The 17,706-nt window shown below is 49.2% G+C and carries 18 protein-coding genes; 16 read left to right on the top strand and 2 right to left on the bottom strand.

Annotated elements, in window-relative coordinates; all coding sequences use genetic code 11:
• Positions 1-31: 31 nt before the first annotated feature.
• The 3 genes from ACMP1L_RS08535 (at position 32) to ACMP1L_RS08525 (ending at position 3,671) form a co-directional block, all read left to right on the top strand.
• Entirely contained in the window at positions 32-571 is a 540-nt protein-coding gene (locus ACMP1L_RS08535; protein WP_418452685.1) for a histidine phosphatase family protein, read from the top strand.
• Between the two features lie 209 nt (positions 572-780).
• Entirely contained in the window at positions 781-1,920 is a 1,140-nt protein-coding gene (locus tag ACMP1L_RS08530) for a DnaJ C-terminal domain-containing protein (protein ID WP_418452684.1), read from the top strand.
• Between the two features lie 155 nt (positions 1,921-2,075).
• A complete protein-coding gene (locus ACMP1L_RS08525) occupies positions 2,076-3,671 on the top strand; it encodes an AAA family ATPase (protein WP_418452683.1) in 1,596 nt (531 codons plus the stop codon).
• A 63-nt stretch (positions 3,672-3,734) separates the two neighbouring features.
• Here ACMP1L_RS08525 and ACMP1L_RS08520 read toward each other — a convergent pair whose 3' ends face one another.
• Positions 3,735-4,502 (bottom strand): type III pantothenate kinase, encoded by a 768-nt coding sequence (locus ACMP1L_RS08520; RefSeq protein WP_118732788.1) that lies wholly within the window; start codon positions 4,500-4,502, stop codon positions 3,735-3,737.
• 196 nt (positions 4,503-4,698) lie between these two features.
• Here ACMP1L_RS08520 and coaBC point away from each other — a divergent pair, with 196 nt between their 5' ends.
• The 13 genes from coaBC to ACMP1L_RS08455 all read left to right on the top strand — a co-directional run bounded on the left by coaBC (position 4,699) and on the right by ACMP1L_RS08455 (position 17,056).
• On the top strand, positions 4,699-5,892 hold the full coding sequence (gene coaBC, locus ACMP1L_RS08515) for a bifunctional phosphopantothenoylcysteine decarboxylase/phosphopantothenate--cysteine ligase CoaBC (protein WP_418452682.1): 1,194 nt from the start codon (positions 4,699-4,701) through the stop codon (positions 5,890-5,892).
• 186 nt (positions 5,893-6,078) lie between these two features.
• Positions 6,079-7,671 carry a peptide chain release factor 3 gene (locus ACMP1L_RS08510; RefSeq protein WP_118732786.1) on the top strand — a complete coding sequence of 531 codons (1,593 nt, stop codon included), beginning with the start codon at positions 6,079-6,081 and terminating at the stop codon, positions 7,669-7,671.
• 32 nt (positions 7,672-7,703) lie between these two features.
• A complete protein-coding gene (locus tag ACMP1L_RS08505; RefSeq protein ID WP_418452681.1) occupies positions 7,704-8,150 on the top strand; it encodes a GatB/YqeY domain-containing protein in 447 nt (148 codons plus the stop codon).
• A 17-nt stretch (positions 8,151-8,167) separates the two neighbouring features.
• Positions 8,168-9,571 (top strand): Sapep family Mn(2+)-dependent dipeptidase, encoded by a 1,404-nt coding sequence (locus ACMP1L_RS08500; RefSeq protein ID WP_418452679.1) that lies wholly within the window; start codon positions 8,168-8,170, stop codon positions 9,569-9,571.
• A 238-nt stretch (positions 9,572-9,809) separates the two neighbouring features.
• On the top strand, positions 9,810-11,096 hold the full coding sequence (locus ACMP1L_RS08495) for an O-acetylhomoserine aminocarboxypropyltransferase/cysteine synthase family protein (RefSeq protein WP_118732783.1): 1,287 nt from the start codon (positions 9,810-9,812) through the stop codon (positions 11,094-11,096).
• Positions 11,097-11,127: 31 nt separating this feature from the next.
• Complete coding sequence (gene cysK / locus ACMP1L_RS08490; protein ID WP_418452678.1) at positions 11,128-12,060, top strand: cysteine synthase A; 933 nt, start codon at positions 11,128-11,130, stop codon at positions 12,058-12,060.
• 69 nt (positions 12,061-12,129) lie between these two features.
• A complete protein-coding gene (locus ACMP1L_RS08485; RefSeq protein ID WP_118732781.1) occupies positions 12,130-12,558 on the top strand; it encodes an RrF2 family transcriptional regulator in 429 nt (142 codons plus the stop codon).
• 391 nt (positions 12,559-12,949) lie between these two features.
• A complete protein-coding gene (locus ACMP1L_RS08480; RefSeq protein ID WP_418452677.1) occupies positions 12,950-13,969 on the top strand; it encodes a methionine ABC transporter ATP-binding protein in 1,020 nt (339 codons plus the stop codon).
• On the top strand, positions 13,959-14,624 hold the full coding sequence (locus ACMP1L_RS08475) for a methionine ABC transporter permease (RefSeq protein ID WP_418452675.1): 666 nt from the start codon (positions 13,959-13,961) through the stop codon (positions 14,622-14,624). Before ACMP1L_RS08480 ends, ACMP1L_RS08475 begins: the two co-directional genes overlap by 11 nt.
• A gap of 79 nt (positions 14,625-14,703) precedes the next feature.
• The gene (locus ACMP1L_RS08470) at positions 14,704-15,603 is read left to right on the top strand and encodes a MetQ/NlpA family ABC transporter substrate-binding protein (protein WP_177303971.1); all 900 of its coding nucleotides are present in this window, start codon (positions 14,704-14,706) and stop codon (positions 15,601-15,603) included.
• A gap of 163 nt (positions 15,604-15,766) precedes the next feature.
• A complete protein-coding gene (locus ACMP1L_RS08465; protein WP_475544532.1) occupies positions 15,767-15,967 on the top strand; it encodes a PRC-barrel domain-containing protein in 201 nt (66 codons plus the stop codon).
• Positions 15,968-16,069: 102 nt separating this feature from the next.
• The gene (gene nrdR, locus ACMP1L_RS08460; protein ID WP_418452674.1) at positions 16,070-16,531 is read left to right on the top strand and encodes a transcriptional regulator NrdR; all 462 of its coding nucleotides are present in this window, start codon (positions 16,070-16,072) and stop codon (positions 16,529-16,531) included.
• A gap of 18 nt (positions 16,532-16,549) precedes the next feature.
• A complete protein-coding gene (locus ACMP1L_RS08455; RefSeq protein ID WP_418452712.1) occupies positions 16,550-17,056 on the top strand; it encodes a YqeG family HAD IIIA-type phosphatase in 507 nt (168 codons plus the stop codon).
• Positions 17,057-17,136: 80 nt separating this feature from the next.
• On the opposite strand, the gene efp is transcribed toward ACMP1L_RS08455, so the two are convergent.
• Positions 17,137-17,694 carry an elongation factor P gene (efp, locus tag ACMP1L_RS08450; protein WP_118732776.1) on the bottom strand — a complete coding sequence of 186 codons (558 nt, stop codon included), beginning with the start codon at positions 17,692-17,694 and terminating at the stop codon, positions 17,137-17,139.
• Positions 17,695-17,706 lie beyond the last annotated feature (12 nt).

Genomic DNA, 17,706 nt, shown 5'->3' with positions numbered 1-17,706 from the left:
TAAGCAATTGCAGGAGGATGAAAAGAAATCCATGGGACATTTATATTTTGTAAGACACGGACAGACAATATGGAATGTGGAAGGAAAAATCTGCGGGGCCACAGACATTGCCCTGACAGAGCTGGGACATGAGCAGGCCATTGCGACGGGAAAAAAGATTCTGGAAGAGCATATTTATGCGGATGAGATTTTATATTCTCCCCTGATGCGGGCGGCGGACACGGCAAAACATATCTCGGAGGTGACCGGCATTCCCGCGAGGGTGGAACAGCGTCTGAAGGAACAAAACTTTGGCAGGTGGGAATCCACACCGAGAAACGGAGCAGCGTTTCAGGTGGCTAAGCAGTCCTTTGTCTGCAACTATGAGGGCGGCGAGTCCATGTTGCGGCTGGCTCAGCGTATTTACAATCTACTGGATGAAATCAAGGCACAGTCCGGTGAAAAGACCTATATCCTGGTGGCTCATAATGGTATTGCCAGAGTGGTACAGTCTTATTTTACGGACATGACCAATGAAGAATTTGCAGGGTATGGCGTGAAGAACTGCGAGGTGGTGCGGTACGATTTTTAGTTTTTTACAGTTTAGGTTCTGCCGGACCTGACTTATAATAAAAATGGTAATTGTGTTTTCTTTGTTAAATTTATTCTTCCCCCTTGCTATTCGTAAAACGCGTGTTATAATACAAATAGAACAAGATGATGTTGTAATATGAACTCATACAGGCTGTTGCCATATGAATTGAACGGGCAGCAGCCGATTTAGAAAGCAGGGTGAGAACAATGGCTGCAAAGAGAGATTTTTATGAAGTGCTCGGTGTTTCTAAAACAGCGAGCGAAGCAGAAATTAAGAAAGCATACCGTAAACTTGCCAAAAAGTATCATCCGGACAGCAATCCGAACGATGCCGTGGCAGCAGAGCGGTTTAAAGAGATAAATGAAGCCTATGATGTATTGAGTGATCCGGAGAAAAAGAAACTGTACGACCGGTTTGGTGCGGCAGCATTTGAGGCCGGGTTCGATCCGAAGGCGGCAGCCAGAGGATATGGCAGCTTTGGCGGCTTCCATGGCGGTTTTGGCAGTGGAAGCGGCGGCTTCCACAGTTATTCCGGTAACCCGAACAGCGGGTACCAGGAGTTCCACTTTGAAGGAAATCCGGAAGATATGGATGACATTCTGGGCGGCATGTTCGGTGGAATGTTTGGAGGACATGGCGGAAAGAGGAGAACATCCAGTGCCTACGGAAGCAGTTCCCAGGGCAGCGGTTTCCATAGTGGCTTTGGTGGCAGTGGCTATCAGGGCAGCGGCTTCCACAGCGGTTTTGGCGGCAGCGGGTTTGAAGGTTTTACCTCCGGTGCCGGATATCAGAGCCGAGGTCAGGATATCACTTCCGACCTGACTGTTACCTTCGATGAAGCAGCTTTTGGCTGTGATAAGATGATCACGCTGACTGGTTCTGACGGACGGAAGCAGACGCTGCAGCTGCACATTCCGGCGGGCATGGAGGACGGCAAGAGCCTTCGCCTGCAGGGCAAGGGCGGCGCAGGCGTAAACGGTGCTCCGGCGGGTGACCTGCTGATCTGTATTCATGTTGCGGAGAAGCCTGGCTTTACCAGAAAAGGCGCGGATGTTTACACCACAGCGAACATTCCGTTTACTACTGCAGTACTGGGCGGCGAAGCGATCATCAATACCTTAAATGGCCGTGTATCCTGCCGCATCAAACCGGGCACCCAGTCCGGCTCCAAGATCCGCCTGAAAGGTAAAGGCGTAGCCAATATGCGGGACCCGAAGACCTTCGGTGATCTTTATGTAACCGTCCAGATTGAAGTGCCGACCAGCTTAAGCGCCGAGGCACTGGCAAAGCTGAGAGAGTTTGAAGCAGCAAGTGATAGAAAGAAAGGCGGGTTCCACGCTGCTTAATGTGAAGTGAAAAAGTTCTGCACAATGAGAGCGATTTCTCAAAGTGCAGAACTTTTTTCTTCCTTGTGATATGGAACCTGCTGGGATATAATATGGTTAATATATAGAAATCAGAATGAATCAGCATCTGTTTATGGACAGGCGGGAGGTGTGGAATGGGAAGTTATCTGAATCCGGGAAATGCATTGTTTAAAATGGCGGTAAATTCGCAGATTTTTGTGGATAAAAGTATGCTGATTGATGTGACAAACCGCTATCTGAATACTATGCAGCGTTTTATCTGTGTCAGTCGTCCGAGAAGATTTGGAAAGTCGGTGGCAGCAGATATGCTGGCCGCTTATTATGACAGAAGTGTTGATTCCTCTGCGCTTTTTGAACATCTGGAAATCAGCAGTCAGAAATCATATGGAATACATTTGAATCAGTACGATGTTATCAAACTGAATATGCAGGAATTTTTAAGCGGAACGAAGAATGTAGATGAAATGCTGGAGCGAATTCAGAAGTTTCTGATTTTTGATCTGCTGGATGCATATCATCAGGTACGTTTTCGTGATGAGAAAAGCCTGATCCAGGTGATGAAAGATGTCTATTCTCATACCGGACATCCGTTTGTGATTTTGATTGATGAGTGGGACTGCCTGTTTCGGGAATACAAACACAGTGAGGAGGCTCAGAAAAAATATCTGGATTTTCTGAGAGCCTGGCTGAAGGATCAGAGCTATGTGGCTCTGGCTTACATGACAGGAATCCTTCCGGTCAAAAAATACGGTTCCCATTCTGCACTTAATATGTTTACCGAGTATTCTATGACAGAACCAGGAGATATGGCCCCGTATTTCGGATTTACGAAAGATGAGGTTCAGACATTATGCGAAACTTACCAGATGAATTATGAAGAGGCCAGAGCCTGGTATGATGGTTACGGCCTGATACAGCACAGCAAAGACGGTGACATCTGCTATTCCATGTACAGTCCGAAATCTGTTGTGGAGGCAATGCTGCGCCACAAATTTGGAACTTACTGGAATCAGACAGAAACCTATGAAGCTTTGAAACTTTACATTCAAATGAATTTGGATGGATTAAAGGATGCAGTGGTACAGATGCTGGCCGGAGAAACAGTCCCAATCAATACCGGAACATTTGCCAATGACATGACCAGCTTTTCTTCTAAAGATGATGTCCTCACACTGCTGGTACATTTGGGCTATCTGACCTATGACAGTGAGAATGAAACGGTAGCAATTCCAAACAAAGAAGTTTCTCAGGAATATATTCATGCCATCAGTACCATGAGATGGCATGAAGTTATGGACGCAGTTCAGGCGTCCAGAAAACTTCTTCAGGCATTGTGGAATATGGATGCAGATACAGTGGCGCAGGGAATTGAGCAGGCACATCAGGAAATTTCTATTCTGCAGTGCAATGATGAAAATGCTCTGAGCTGTACCATAAATCTTGCTCTTTATTTTGCAAGGAAATATTACACGATTATCCGCGAACTGCCCACAGGAAAAGGCTATGCAGATATTTGCTATATTCCGAGAAAATTATATGCGGATAAACCTGCGATTGTCGTGGAATTAAAATGGGATAAGACCGCAGAGGGGGCAATTGCCCAGATTAAAGAAAAGCAGTATGTAAATGCGCTGAAGGAGTATCGCGGAAATCTGCTTCTGGCTGGAATCAATTATGACCGTGAGACGAAAAAACACTACTGCATAATAGAAAAATTGATCATGGAATAAAAGCAGAGCAGGAAGAACAGTTAAGGTTCTTCCTGCTCTGCTTTGCGGGCAAAGTGATAGGGATTATGCCTTGTTTTTTTCGTAAATGATCATGAGCCCCTTCAGGAGCAGGGCATCGTCATAGATGATTTTGTGTTTGCAGAGCGGAACCACGAAGCGGGAGAGACCGCCGGTGGCGATGATGGTAGCCGGTTCGCCCAGCTCTTCTTCCATATGCTCCAGGATGCCGTCGATCATGCCGGCGTTGCCGTACATGATGCCGCTGCGCATGCAGTCGATGGTGTTTTTGCCGATGACGCGCTTCGGAATGTCCAGGCTGATGGACGGAAGCTGTGCCGTCTTGCTGCTTAAGGAGTCCAGGGAAACGCGAAGACCCGGATAGATGATGCCGCCGATATAGTTGCCGTTTTTATCCACAACGGACATGGTAGTTGCGGTACCCATATCAATGATGATGATCGGACCCGGGTATTCCCTGATGGCAGCTACGGCATCTACGATCATATCGCTTCCGACGGTTTTCGGGTTATCCATGATGATGTTCATGCCGGTTTTGATGCCGGCGCCTACCAGCATCGGGTGATAGCCCAGGATTTTCTTTACAGCAGAAGAAATCGCTGCGTTTAACGGCGGAACAACGGAGGACATGATAGCTCCTTCAATGTCAGCAGGGTTGATCTGATGGATCTCCAGAATATTTTTAATATTAATTGCATATTCGGTTCCGGTTTTGGCGTGGTCAGTGGTGACACGCTCTACAAAATAAGTTTTCTGGGAATCGATACAGCCAATGACGATGTTGCTGTTTCCCATATCCAGTGCTAAAATCATGGAAAAAACTCCTTCTATTTATGATAAATGGTGATGGCCCACAGGTGCAAAAGCCTGTATATTATTTTACATCCTATCACATTTTACAGGGAATGACAATTGAAAAAGGAGCGATCCACTTCACCCTTTTCCTGTCCGGTAAAATATGCTATACTCATAAAATATGACTGATCTGAAGAAGAACGAGGAGGTTCTTATGTTAAAAGGAAAAACCGTAGTATTGGGTGTGACCGGCGGAATTGCTGCTTATAAAATTGCCAATCTGGCCAGTATGCTGGTAAAACAGCATGCCAATGTGCGGGTGATCATGACACAGAATGCAACGAATTTTATCACCCCGACCACCTTTGAGACTCTGACCGGGAAAAAATGCCTGGTAGATACATTTGACCGGAATTTTGAGTTTCAGGTGGAGCATGTCTCTCTGGCCAAGCAGGCAGATATCTTTATGATCGCTCCGGCTACGGCCAATGTGATCGCGAAGGTGGCGCACGGTCTTGCAGATGATATGCTGACTACCACATTTCTGGCCTGCAGGAGTCCGAAGTATATCGTTCCGGCCATGAACACCCAGATGTATGAAAATCCCATCACCCAGGACAATCTGAACATCTGCCGGAAATACGGCATGCATGTGATTGAACCGGCCAGTGGCTATCTGGCCTGCGGCGATACCGGAGCCGGAAAGATGCCGGAGCCGGAGACTTTGTTTGAGTATATTTTACAGGAACTTGCCTGTGAGAAAGATCTGGCTGGAAAGAAGGTTCTGGTAACGGCCGGGCCAACACGGGAGGCCATTGATCCGGTGCGCTATATCACCAATCACTCCACCGGAAAGATGGGCTATGCCATTGCAAGGGCAGCAGCCAGAAGAGGAGCAGAGGTGATTCTGGTAAGCGGACCGGTAGATTTAAAGGCGCCGCTGGGGGTGAGGCTTGTGCCGGTCATCAGTGCGAAGGATATGTTTGACGCGGTAACTTCTGTCAGCGCAGAGCAGGATGCCATTATCAAGGCAGCGGCTGTGGCAGATTACCGTCCGGCTGTTGTCGGAGCCGAGAAAACGAAAAAGAGCGATGGCAACATGAATATTGAACTGGAACGCACCGATGATATTCTGGCATGGCTTGGAGCCCACCGGAGAGAGGGACAGGTGCTTTGCGGCTTTTCCATGGAAACTCAGAATATGCTGGAAAATTCCCGGGCAAAGCTTGCGAAAAAGAATGTAGACATGATCGTGGCGAACAGCCTGCGCACAGCCGGAGCCGGATTCGGAACGGACACGAACCTTGTGACTGTCATCACAAAAGATGGCGCAGAGGAGCTGGAGCTGATGAGCAAGGACCAGGTGGCGCATGAGCTGCTGAACCGGATCTTTGACGGAAAGCATTAAAATCAGGAATTTTTCAATGAAAATGCCATGGTTTCCGGCAACTCTGACTCTTGTCAAAGCGCAGTATGTCTGATAAAATGTAAGATTGGAGTAACTGCGCGGAAGCTGCGCAGTCAGCTAACTGAAACGAACAGAAAAAGCGGATGGATTCAGACCGCTTTCACCTATAGAACGGAGGACTTATTTTTGTCAAATATTACAGAAGAAATTAAGAAACGAAGAACCTTTGCGATCATTTCCCACCCAGATGCCGGTAAGACAACCCTGACTGAGAAATTCCTTCTTTACGGAGGTGCCATCAACCTGGCCGGTACCGTAAAGGGAAGAAAGGCTGCAAAGCATGCAGTTTCCGACTGGATGGAAATCGAGAAGGAGAGAGGTATTTCCGTTACCTCTTCCGTTATGCAGTTTGAGTATGATAACTACTGCATCAACATCCTGGATACCCCGGGACATCAGGACTTCTCTGAGGATACTTACCGTACCCTTATGGCTGCCGACAGCGCGGTCATGGTCATCGACGGATCCAAGGGTGTTGAGGCCCAGACCATCAAGCTGTTTAAGGTCTGTGTCATGAGAGGCATCCCGATCTTTACCTTCATCAACAAGATGGACCGTGAGGCGAGAGATCCCTTTGAGCTGATGGACGAGATCGAAAACGTGCTTGGCATCCGCACCTGTCCGATCAACTGGCCGATCGGCTGCGGAAAGAATTTCAAGGGTGTGTATGACCGCCACGAAAAGACTATCACGACCTTCACGGCTGCCATGGGAGGACAGAAGGAGATTGCGTCCCAGACTTTCCCGGTAGAGGGAACCGATGTTGAATCTGTGATCGGAGCAGATTACCATCAGCAGCTCTTAGATGAGATCGAGCTGTTGGACGGTGCAGCCGATGAGTTTGATCAGGAACGTGTCAGCCGCGGAAATTTATCTCCGGTATTTTTCGGTTCCGCTTTGACCAACTTTGGTGTAGAGACCTTTCTGCAGCATTTCCTGAAGATGACTACTTCTCCGCTGCCGAGACGGGCTATCACAAGAGAAATCAGTCCGTTTACCGATGATTTTTCCGCGTTTGTCTTTAAGATCCAGGCAAATATGAACAAGGCGCACCGTGACCGTATCGCGTTCATGCGTATTGTATCCGGCAAGTTCGAGGCCGGTATGGAGGTAAACCACGTTCAGGGCGGCAAGAAGATCCGTCTGTCCCAGCCGCAGCAGATGATGGCGCAGGACAGAAAGATCGTGGACGAGGCCTATGCCGGCGATATCATCGGCGTATTCGATCCGGGTATTTTTGCCATCGGAGATACGCTGTGCCTGTCCAACGAGAAGTTTGAGTTTGAGGGTATCCCGACCTTCGCTCCGGAACATTTCGCCCGCGTGCGCCAGATCGATACCATGAAGCGCAAACAGTTCTTAAAGGGTGTCAGCCAGATCGCCCAGGAGGGCGCGATCCAGATCTTCCAGGAGTTCAATACCGGTATGGAAGAGATCATTGTCGGCGTAGTCGGCGAGCTGCAGTTTGAGGTTCTGACCTACCGACTGGAGAATGAGTACAATGTAGAGGTGAAGCTGGAGAAGCTGCCATACGAGTATATCCGCTGGATCGAGAATAAGGACGAGGTGGATGTAGCCAAGATCCAGGGAACCTCCGACATGAAGCGCATCAAGGACTTAAAGGACAATCCGCTGCTGATCTTTGTCAACAGCTGGAGCATTGGCATGGTGGAGGACCGTAATCCGGGACTGAAGCTGAGTGAATTCGGACGCAACTAAAAGCAAATAAAACAGAAAAGGAGTGTTACGATATGAGCAAGATTGACGTAGTAAGAGCTGCAATGGTAGAGGCTATGAAGGCAAAAGACAAGGCAAGAAAAGATTCCCTGTCCATGTTGCTTTCCGCACTGAAGAACGCGCAGATCGACAAACGTGAAGAGCTGACTGAGGATGAGGAGAATGCAGTTGTAAAGAAAGAGATCCGCCAGACTCAGGAGACCTACGACCTGGCTCCGGCAGACCGCACCGACATCCGTGAGGAGGCTGCCGCAAGACTTGCCGTATATAAAGAGTTCGCTCCGGAAGATATGAATGAAGAGCAGATCACTGAGGTGATCAGGGGTGTACTGGCAGAGCTTGGTATTGAGCAGCCGACCGCGGCAGACAAGGGCAGGATCATGAAGGTCCTGATGCCAAGGGTAAAGGGCAAGGCAGACGGCAAGCTGGTAAACCAGACTCTGGCAGCAATGACAAAATAATTCAGGGGGAATTTGTTATGTATAAAGAGAAAATCAGCGCGTGGGTAGACGCGCATAAAGACGAGATGCTGGAAGATATCTGCGAGCTCTGCCGTGTCAACAGCGAGAAGATGCCGGTAGAGGAGGATATGCCGTTTGGGCCTGGCACTGCTGAGTGTCTGGACATGGCACTGGACATGGCAGAAGGCTATGGCTTTGAGACCTGCGATTACGATGGCTATGTAGGCTGTGTGGATATGAATGAGCTTCCTCATCAGCTGGATATCCTGGCACACCTGGATGTTGTACCGGCCGGGGAAGGCTGGACTGTGACCGAGCCGTTCAAGCCGGTATTAAAGGATGGAAAGCTGTACGGACGCGGCACCGCAGATGACAAGGGACCGGCAGTGGCTGCCCTTTACGCGATGCGCGCAGTCAAAGAGCTTGGTATTCCGTTGAAGAAAAACGTGCGCCTGATCCTGGGAACGGATGAAGAGTGCGGCAGCAGCGATATCCGCCATTACTACAGCATTGAAAAAGAAGCGCCGATGACCTTTTCTCCGGATGCGGAATATCCGCTGGTTAATACGGAAAAGGGACGTTTTCCGGGCCATTTTACTGCTGGATTTGAAGCATCCGATGCACTTCCGAGACTGGTTTCTATCAAGGCAGGAACTAAGGTGAATGTTGTTCCTGGCAAGGCGAAGGCTGCGGTAGAGGGCTTTGAGATGGCAGCGCTGGAAAAAGCTGCGGCCGAGACAAAGGAAGAGACCGGCATCAGTTTTGAGTTTGCGGCAGAAGGAACAGTGACTGAAATTACCGCCACCGGAATCGGTGCTCACGCCTCTACTCCAGATGTGGGCAATAATGCGCTGACCGGCCTTCTGGTGTTCCTTGGAAAACTGGATTTTGCATCCTGCCCGCAGGTTGACATGGTCAGAAAAACAGCATCCCTGTTCCCACATGGCGATGTAAACGGAAAGACCCTGGGTGTGGCTATGGAGGATGAGCTTTCCGGAAATCTTACCCTCTCCTTCAACATGCTGACCGTAGATGCAGTAAGCATGGATGGTGAGTTTGACGGCCGTATCCCGGTATGCGGGAACGATGAGAATGTGCTTGAGGTTGTAAGAGCACGCATGGCAGAGCAGGGTCTTACTTTGTTAAACAAGGCGTTGATCCCACCGCATCATGTATCTGCAGATTCCTATTTTGTAAAGACCCTGCTGGCTGCGTTCGAGCTGTATACCGGCCGTAAGGGCGAGTGTCAGGCACTGGGCGGCGGCACTTATGTTCATCATCTGGAAAATGGCGTGGCATTCGGCGCAGCTATGCCGGAGACTGACAACAAGATGCATGGACCGGATGAGTTCGCAGTTGTAGACGAGCTTCTGGTAAGCGCAAAGATATTCGCGCAGGCGATTGTGGATCTGTGCGGCTGATCTGTTATCAAAACGAATACGAAATGGATGAGAGTGCAGCAGTAAAATGTGATTCATTTTACTGCTGCTTTTTTGTATTCTGTTGTATTTTCAAAAAACACCGATAAACCTATTGACATAGTAGGTTATGGTGGCTATAATACAGAACAACGAATCACCTATGGAAATACAGGGTAATTTAAAACACGATCTTAAGTAACGGAACCGTTATGGATGAATGGAAAGGCAGGTACATACCATGAGCAAGAATTACAAGTTTGAGACTCTTCAGCTTCACGTAGGACAGGAAAATGCAGATTCGGCAACAGACTCCAGAGCCGTACCGATCTATGCAACCACCTCTTATGTATTCAAGGATTCCGCACAGGCGGCAGGACGCTTCGCGCTGACTGAGCCGGGCAACATTTACACCAGACTGATGAATCCGACCTCTGATGTCTTCGAGAAGAGAGTTGCAGCCCTGGAGGGCGGTATCGGAGCACTGGCAACCGCATCCGGTTCCGCAGCGATCGCTTACGCAATCCAGAATATTGCAAAGGCAGGAGATCATATCGTATCCTCCACCAACCTGTACGGCGGAACCACCAACCTGTTTGAAAACACACTGCCGGAGCAGGGAATCACTACTACCCTGGTGGATCCGGCCGATCCGGAAAACTTTGAAAAAGCCATTCAGCCGAATACCAAGCTGCTCTATGCAGAGACGCTTGGCAACCCGAATTCAGATGTGGTCGATCTCGAGGCAATCGGAGAGATCGCTCACCGTCACGGCATTCCGTTCATTGTAGACAGCACCTTCGCTACTCCATATCTGCTCCGTCCGCTGGAGCATGGTGCTGATATCGTGGTACATTCCGCAACCAAGTTTATGGGCGGCCACGGTACCGTAATGGGCGGTGTTATTGTGGACGGCGGCAAGTTTGACTGGGCACAGAACGACAAATTCCCGGGATTAAGCCAGCCAAACCCATCTTATCATGGCATCGTATTTACTGAGGCATGCGGGAATGCTGCCTACATCACGAAGCTCCGTACAACTCTGATGAGAGATCTGGGTGCTACCATTTCTCCGTTCAACTCCTTCCTGTTACTGCAGGGGCTGGAGACTCTGTCCTTAAGAGTAGAGCGTCACGTAGAGAACGCACTGAAGGTTGTAGATTTCTTAAAGAATCATCCACAGGTAGAAAAGGTAAATCATCCGTCCCTGTCTACCGGTCGTCAGAAAGAGCTGTATGACCGCTATTTCCCGAACGGAGCAGGCTCCATCTTTACCTTTGAGATCAAAGGCGATGTCAATACCGCAAAGAAATTTACGGAGAGTCTGGAGCTGTTCTCCCTGCTTGCAAATGTGGCTGATGTGAAGTCTCTGGTGATCCATCCGGCATCCACCACCCATTCCCAGCTGGATGAGGAAGGCCTGCTGGCATGCGGTATCAAGCCGACTACCATCCGTCTTTCCATCGGTACCGAGCATATCGATGATATTATTGACGATCTGAAACATGGCTTTGAAGCAGTAAAATAATAACGGTGCATAATGCAAGGAGGACATCAGGATGGCAAAAATTTATACTTCCGCAGATCAGCTGATTGGTAAAACCCCGCTTCTGGAGCTCACAAACATTGAGAAAAAGTTTGGTTTAAAGGCAAAAATCCTGGCAAAACTGGAATATTTGAATCCGGCAGGTTCTGTAAAGGACCGCATTGCCAAGGCTATGATCGATGCTGCTGAGGCAAGCGGTCAGCTGAAACCGGATTCCGTGATCATTGAACCGACCTCCGGCAATACAGGAATTGGTCTGGCGTCTGTGGCTGCAGCCCGCGGCTATCGCATCATAATCGTAATGCCGGAAACTATGTCTGTGGAGCGCCGCCAGTTAATGAAGGCGTATGGTGCAGAGCTTGTCCTCACCGAGGGGGCAAAGGGCATGAAGGGAGCGATTGCCAGGGCAGATGAACTGGCCAGGGAAATTCCGAATGCATTTGTGACAGGACAGTTTGTGAATCCGGCAAATCCCAGGGCACATTTTGAGACCACCGGACCGGAAATCTGGGAGGATACCGATGGCCGGGTAGATTATTTTGTGGCAGGTGTCGGTACCGGAGGCACCATCACCGGAACCGGACGTTTCTTAAAGTCCAAAAACCCGGATGTCAAGGTGGTTGCGATAGAGCCTGCTTCCTCCGCAGTGCTTTCCACTGGTGTGGCAGGAGCACATAAGATCCAGGGAATCGGAGCCGGCTTTGTACCGGAAGTGCTGGATACCAAGATATACGATGAGATTATTCCGGTCAGCAACGATGACGCGTTTGCAACCGGAAAGGAAGTTGGAAAGAATGAAGGCGTACTGGTAGGAATTTCCTCCGGCGCGGCTCTCTGGGCTGCCATAGAGCTGGCAAAACGCCCGGAAAATGAGGGTAAGACAATCGTAGTGCTGCTCCCGGATACCGGAGACCGCTACCTGTCTACTCCGTTATTTGCAGATTAACAGGAAACTGTGAGGGTAACGGAGCGTTATAGAACGATAGATTGAATATGAGAAGGATGGTTGGGGATTATGATGATTTCAACAAGAGGAAGATATGCACTGCGCGTGATGATCGATCTGGCAGAACATGCCACGGGGACATTTACTCCGTTAAAGGAGGTGGCACAGAGACAGGACATTTCTCAGAAATATCTGGAATCTATCATGTCCAACCTGTCGAAATCCGGTTTTGTGGAAGGTGCCCAGGGAAAAGGCGGCGGATACCGCCTGTCCAGGGCGCCGGAAGATTATAAAGTAGGAGAAATCTTGCGCCTGACGGAAGGCTCCCTGGCGCCGGTAAGCTGTCTGGAGGCAGGTGCCAAGCTCTGCGAAATAGCGCCGCACTGCCGGACCCTGCCTATGTGGACCCGTTTAAACAGCGTGATCAATGAATTTTTTGACAGCTATACCATTGCCGATCTGATGAAGACCGAAGATGGCGGCGACTATGTGATTTAAATGAGCAATGCGAAGCATTTTCGAGCCTGCATTGCAGAGAAAAACGGTCTCAACAAATTTACAGATATCTCTTGACAAACCCCTTTCCCTGGCGTAGAATACGCCACATAGGGTAGTAAAAACATACTACGGAAATGAGGAATCAGCTATGACTCAGGTTAAGACCATGCAGATGAATATGGCTATGATGTGCGGCATGATGATGGACATGTGCCGTATGTTTGTATGCAATCAATTTCATCAGTAATCTGCAGGGTCAGGAAAGAGCATAGAAGAAGCATAAAATCAGAGACGAGAACGCATTCTAAGCCGTAAGCCTGTTGCAGGTTTACGGCATTTTTATTTCATAGGAAAATCCGTCATTTCCGTATCACAGGGAAAGGAAAAGAGTATGGCATTAGAGGAAACCATTATCCAGTTAAAGCACATGGGCAAGGAATTCAAAACGGCCAACGGGCCGGTCAAAGCCCTGGATGACATTAATCTGGAAATCAGGCGTGGAGAAATCTTCGGAATTATCGGACTTTCCGGTGCAGGAAAGAGCACGCTGGTGCGATGCATCAACATGCTGGAGATCCCGACCTCCGGTGAGGTATTGTTTGAGGGAGAAAATCTGGCGGCGTTAAATGATGCCGGACAGAGAAAGGCAAGACAGTCCATGGGAATGATCTTCCAGCAGTTCAACCTGCTGGCCCAGAGAAATATTCTCCGGAATGTGTGCTTCCCCATGGAGATTGCGGGAATTCCAAAGCAGCAGGCGAAAGAGCGCGCCATGGAGCTGTTAAAGCTTGTGGGACTGGAGGACAGGGCAAAGGCTTATCCGGCACAGCTTTCCGGCGGACAGCGTCAGAGAGTGGCCATTGCCCGGGCCATTGCAACAAACCCGAAGGTGCTTTTGTGTGACGAGGCTACCAGTGCCCTTGACCCGAACACGACCAAGTCGATCTTACAGCTGATCAAACAGATCAACCGGGACTTAGGCATTACCGTGATTGTAATCACTCATGAGATGGCGGTCATTGAAGCCATCTGTGACCGGGTGGCCATCATCGACCACAGCCAGATTGCTGAGTATGGCCGGGTATCAGAAATCTTTTCTGAGCCAAAGTCTAAGATTGGCCGTCAGTTAATTCTGGGCGATGCGGTGGAAAATGTAAGATTCGACAAATCCAGAAAGATCCGCATCACCTTCGACGGACGATCCTCCATGGAGCCGGTTCTGGCCAATATGATCCTGGCCAGCAAGGTCCCGGTGAACATCCTGTACGCTTCCACGAAGGATATTGGCGGCACGGCTTATGGTCAGATGATCATTCAGCTGCCGGAGGATGAAGCGGACGCGGCGAGAGCCCTGCATTATTTAAAGACCGTGCAGGTGCCGTATGAGGAGGTGAACAGTGATGCTATTTAGTCAGCAGATTTTAGAACTGATTCGGAACGGAATCGGAGAAACCTTATGTATGGTGATCATTTCCACCATCGTTTCCTATATCATCGGAATTCCGCTGGGCATCATCCTGGTGGTGACCGACAAGGAGGGCATTCGTCCCATCCCGGCCTTGCAGAAGGTGCTGGGACTGATCATCAACCTGCTCCGGTCGGTACCGTTTCTCATTCTTCTGATCATGATGATTCCGGTTACCAGAAAACTGGTGGGAACCAGCCTGGGCTGGAGGGCAGTGGTACCGCCGCTGGTGGCCTCTGCAGCTCCTTATATTGCCCGTATGGTAGAATCCTCCTTCAAGGAGATCGATGCAGGTGTCATTGAAGCAGCAAAATCCATGGGAGCTTCCACCTTTCAGATCATCTGGAAGGTATTGCTTCCAGAGTCAAAGCCGTCTCTCTTGATCGGAGCGGCTATCTCCACCACCACCATACTCGGCTATTCTGCCATGGCAGGCGCGGTCGGCGGCGGTGGACTGGGAGGTATCGCGATCAACTACGGTTATTACCGTTATGAGACCGACATTATGCTGGTGACGGTAGCGATCCTGGTCATCATCGTACAGATCATTCAGGAAATCGGCATGAGACTGGCAAGAAACAGCGACAAGAGAATACGTTAAAATGGATTTAGCAGCCGCAGGACGGCTGTCGGCTAAAGGCCATATAAATCAAAATTATTGATCGAGGAGGATAAGTATTATGAAAAAGAACATTGGTGTAATCGCAGCAGCATTTTTAGCAGCAGCAGCCCTGACCGCATGTGGTGGCAGCAAACCGGCTGAGACGACTGCAGCAGAGACAAAGGCAGAGGCAGCCGAGACTACCGCAGCAGAGGCAGAGAGCAGTGAAGCAGAAGCAAAGACTGACGATTTAAAGGAACTGACTGTAGGTGCAAGCCCGGCTCCCCATGCAGAGATTCTGGAGGCTGCAAGAGAGGAACTTGCAAAGAAAGGTTATGATTTAAAGATCGTTGAGTATACCGACTACGTTCAGCCGAACCTGGCACTGGACGCTGGTGATCTGGATGCAAACTATTTCCAGCATCTTCCGTATCTGGAGCAGTTCAATGAGGAGAGAGGAACCAAGTTAGTCAGCGCAGGCAAGATCCATTACGAGCCGTTCGGCATCTACGCAGGCAAGACCGCAACTCTGGATGCGCTGGCAGATGGCGCAAAGGTGGCTGTTCCGAACGATGCGACCAACGAGGCACGCGCACTGCTGCTTCTGGAAGCACAGGGCCTGTTAAAGCTGGCAGATGGTGCAGGCTTAAAGGCAACCAAGACAGACATTGTTGAGAATCCGAAGAACCTTGATATCCTTGAGGTTGAGGCTGCACAGGTTCCGCGTTCCCTTCCGGATGTTGACATCGCAGTCATCAACGGCAACTACGCAATTGAGGCTGGTTTAAAGGTATCTGATGCTCTGGCAGTGGAGGCTTCTGATTCTGAGGCAGCAACCACCTACGGAAACGTGGTAGCAGTTCAGGAGGGTAAAGAAGATGATGAGAAGACCAAAGCTCTCATTGAGGCCCTGACCAGCGATGCAGTGAAGGAGTATATGGAGCAGACCTACGAGGGTGCAGTAGTTCCGTTATTCTAATCGCTAAGCAGATGTAATAAAATCAGACAGTTTTCAGGAACTGCCTGGAAACTATACGCATAGACTACAGTAAGGACGTTTCATTCCGGATGTGGCCTATGCGTATTTTTGATTTAAAAAAAAAGAAGTCATCAACATCTGTGACTGTAAAAAGCTGGGCTTTGTGGGCGATGTAGAATTTAATCCGGAAAACGGCTGCATCACGCATCTGATCGTCCCGGGACCCGGGTGCCTGTGCGGGATTTTTGGGCGGGAGAAGGAGTATATCATTCCGTTTAAGGATGTGTGCCAGATTGGGGATGATATCATTCTGGTTGAAGTCAGGAAGCTAAAGGACATCGAAAAGCCGTGCAAGTGTGACTAGGTTTGTGCAGTGGGCAGACGGTTTCGGGTTTCAAAACTACTTGCACCTGTGCAAAGGATGGGTTAAAATAATGACAAAAGTGATACACAGGAGGAAAATAACTTGAAGTGTCCATTTTGCAACGCAGCAGATACCAAGGTCATTGATTCCAGACCGGCAGAGGATAACAGCTCCATTCGCCGCCGTCGTCAGTGCGTAGTCTGCGGAAAGCGCTTTACCACATATGAGAAACTGGAAACCATGCCGCTTATGGTCATCAAAAAAGACCAGACAAGAGAACCGTATGACCGTTCTAAAATCGAGTCGGGTGTGGTTCATTCCTGCCATAAACGTCCGGTTTCCATCCAGCAGATCAACCAGATGATCGATGAAATTGAGAACGAGATCTTTACCATGGAGGACCGGGAGGTGGAGACTTCTGCCATCGGCGAACTGGTCATGCAGAAGTTAAAACAGCTGGACGAAGTTGCCTATGTGCGTTTTGCGTCTGTTTACCGGGAGTTCAAAGACGTGAACACCTTTATGGAGGAGCTTGGAAAGCTTCTGGAAAATAAGAGAAAGTAAGACGGGAGTACAACTGTGATATTAGAACCATTTTACCCGAAGGAATGGGTGGACAGCACCTACGGTATTAACTGGGAGGACTGGAGAGAAAAAGGGAAGAGGGGAGTTATATTTGATATTGATAATACTCTGGTTCCCCATGGGGCTCCGGCGGACGAGCAGGCACTGGCCCTGTTTCAGAGGCTTCACAGTCTGGGATTTCAGACGCTTCTGCTGTCGAATAATAAAGAACCGCGGGTGAAGTCCTTTGCGGAGCAGGTGCAGTCACCCTATATTTACAAGGCCGGAAAACCGGGCGTGAAGAATTATAATCGTGCGGTAGAGGAGATGGGGCTTTGCAAAGAGGAGGTACTGTTTGTGGGTGACCAGCTTTTTACCGATGTGTACGGTGCAAACCGCGCCGGAATCTACGGAATCCTGGTAAAACCCATCAACCCCAAAGAAGAAATCCAGATCGTGCTGAAGCGCTATCTGGAGGCAGTGGTGCTGCACTTCTATAAGCGTGAAATGCAAAACAAATCATAACAATAAAAAAGAGGCAGTTCCTGAAAATGGAATTGCCTCTTTTGCATTCAATCAGTTCAGATCCAAAACTGTGCGGAGTATTAAACTCTGGACAGATACTCACCGGTACGGGTGTCGATCTTGATCTTATCACCGTTGTCAACGAACAGCGGAACGTATACGGTTGCGCCAGTCTCAACGGTTGCCGGCTTGGTAGCGCCCTGTGCGGTATCACCCTTGAAGCCCGGCTCGGTGTTGGTGATCTCAAGCTCTACGAATAACGGCGGCTCTACGGAGAATACCTTACCATTGTAAGAGCAGATCTTAACAATCTCATTCTCCTTAACGAACTTTAATGCATCACCGATCACGTCTGCTGCGAGAGCCATCTGCTCGTAGTTGTCCATGTTCATGAAGTTGTACAGATCGCCATCTTCATACAGATACTGCATATCAACACGGTCGATTCTTGCAGACGGGAACTTCTCGGTCGGACGGAAGGTTCTCTCTACTACGGAACCGGTCATAACATTTTTGATTTTGGTTCTTACGAAAGCAGCACCCTTACCCGGTTTTACATGCTGGAACTCTACGATCTGGTATACGTTACCCTCGATTTCCAGGGTAATGCCGTTTCTAAAATCACCTGCTGAAATCATGTGATATTCCTC

It is taken from the genome of Ventrimonas sp. (assembly GCF_048380235.1).
GTDB lineage: Bacteria > Bacillota > Clostridia > Lachnospirales > Lachnospiraceae > Brotaphodocola.
This window is presented reverse-complemented; position numbering and strand designations above follow the sequence as displayed.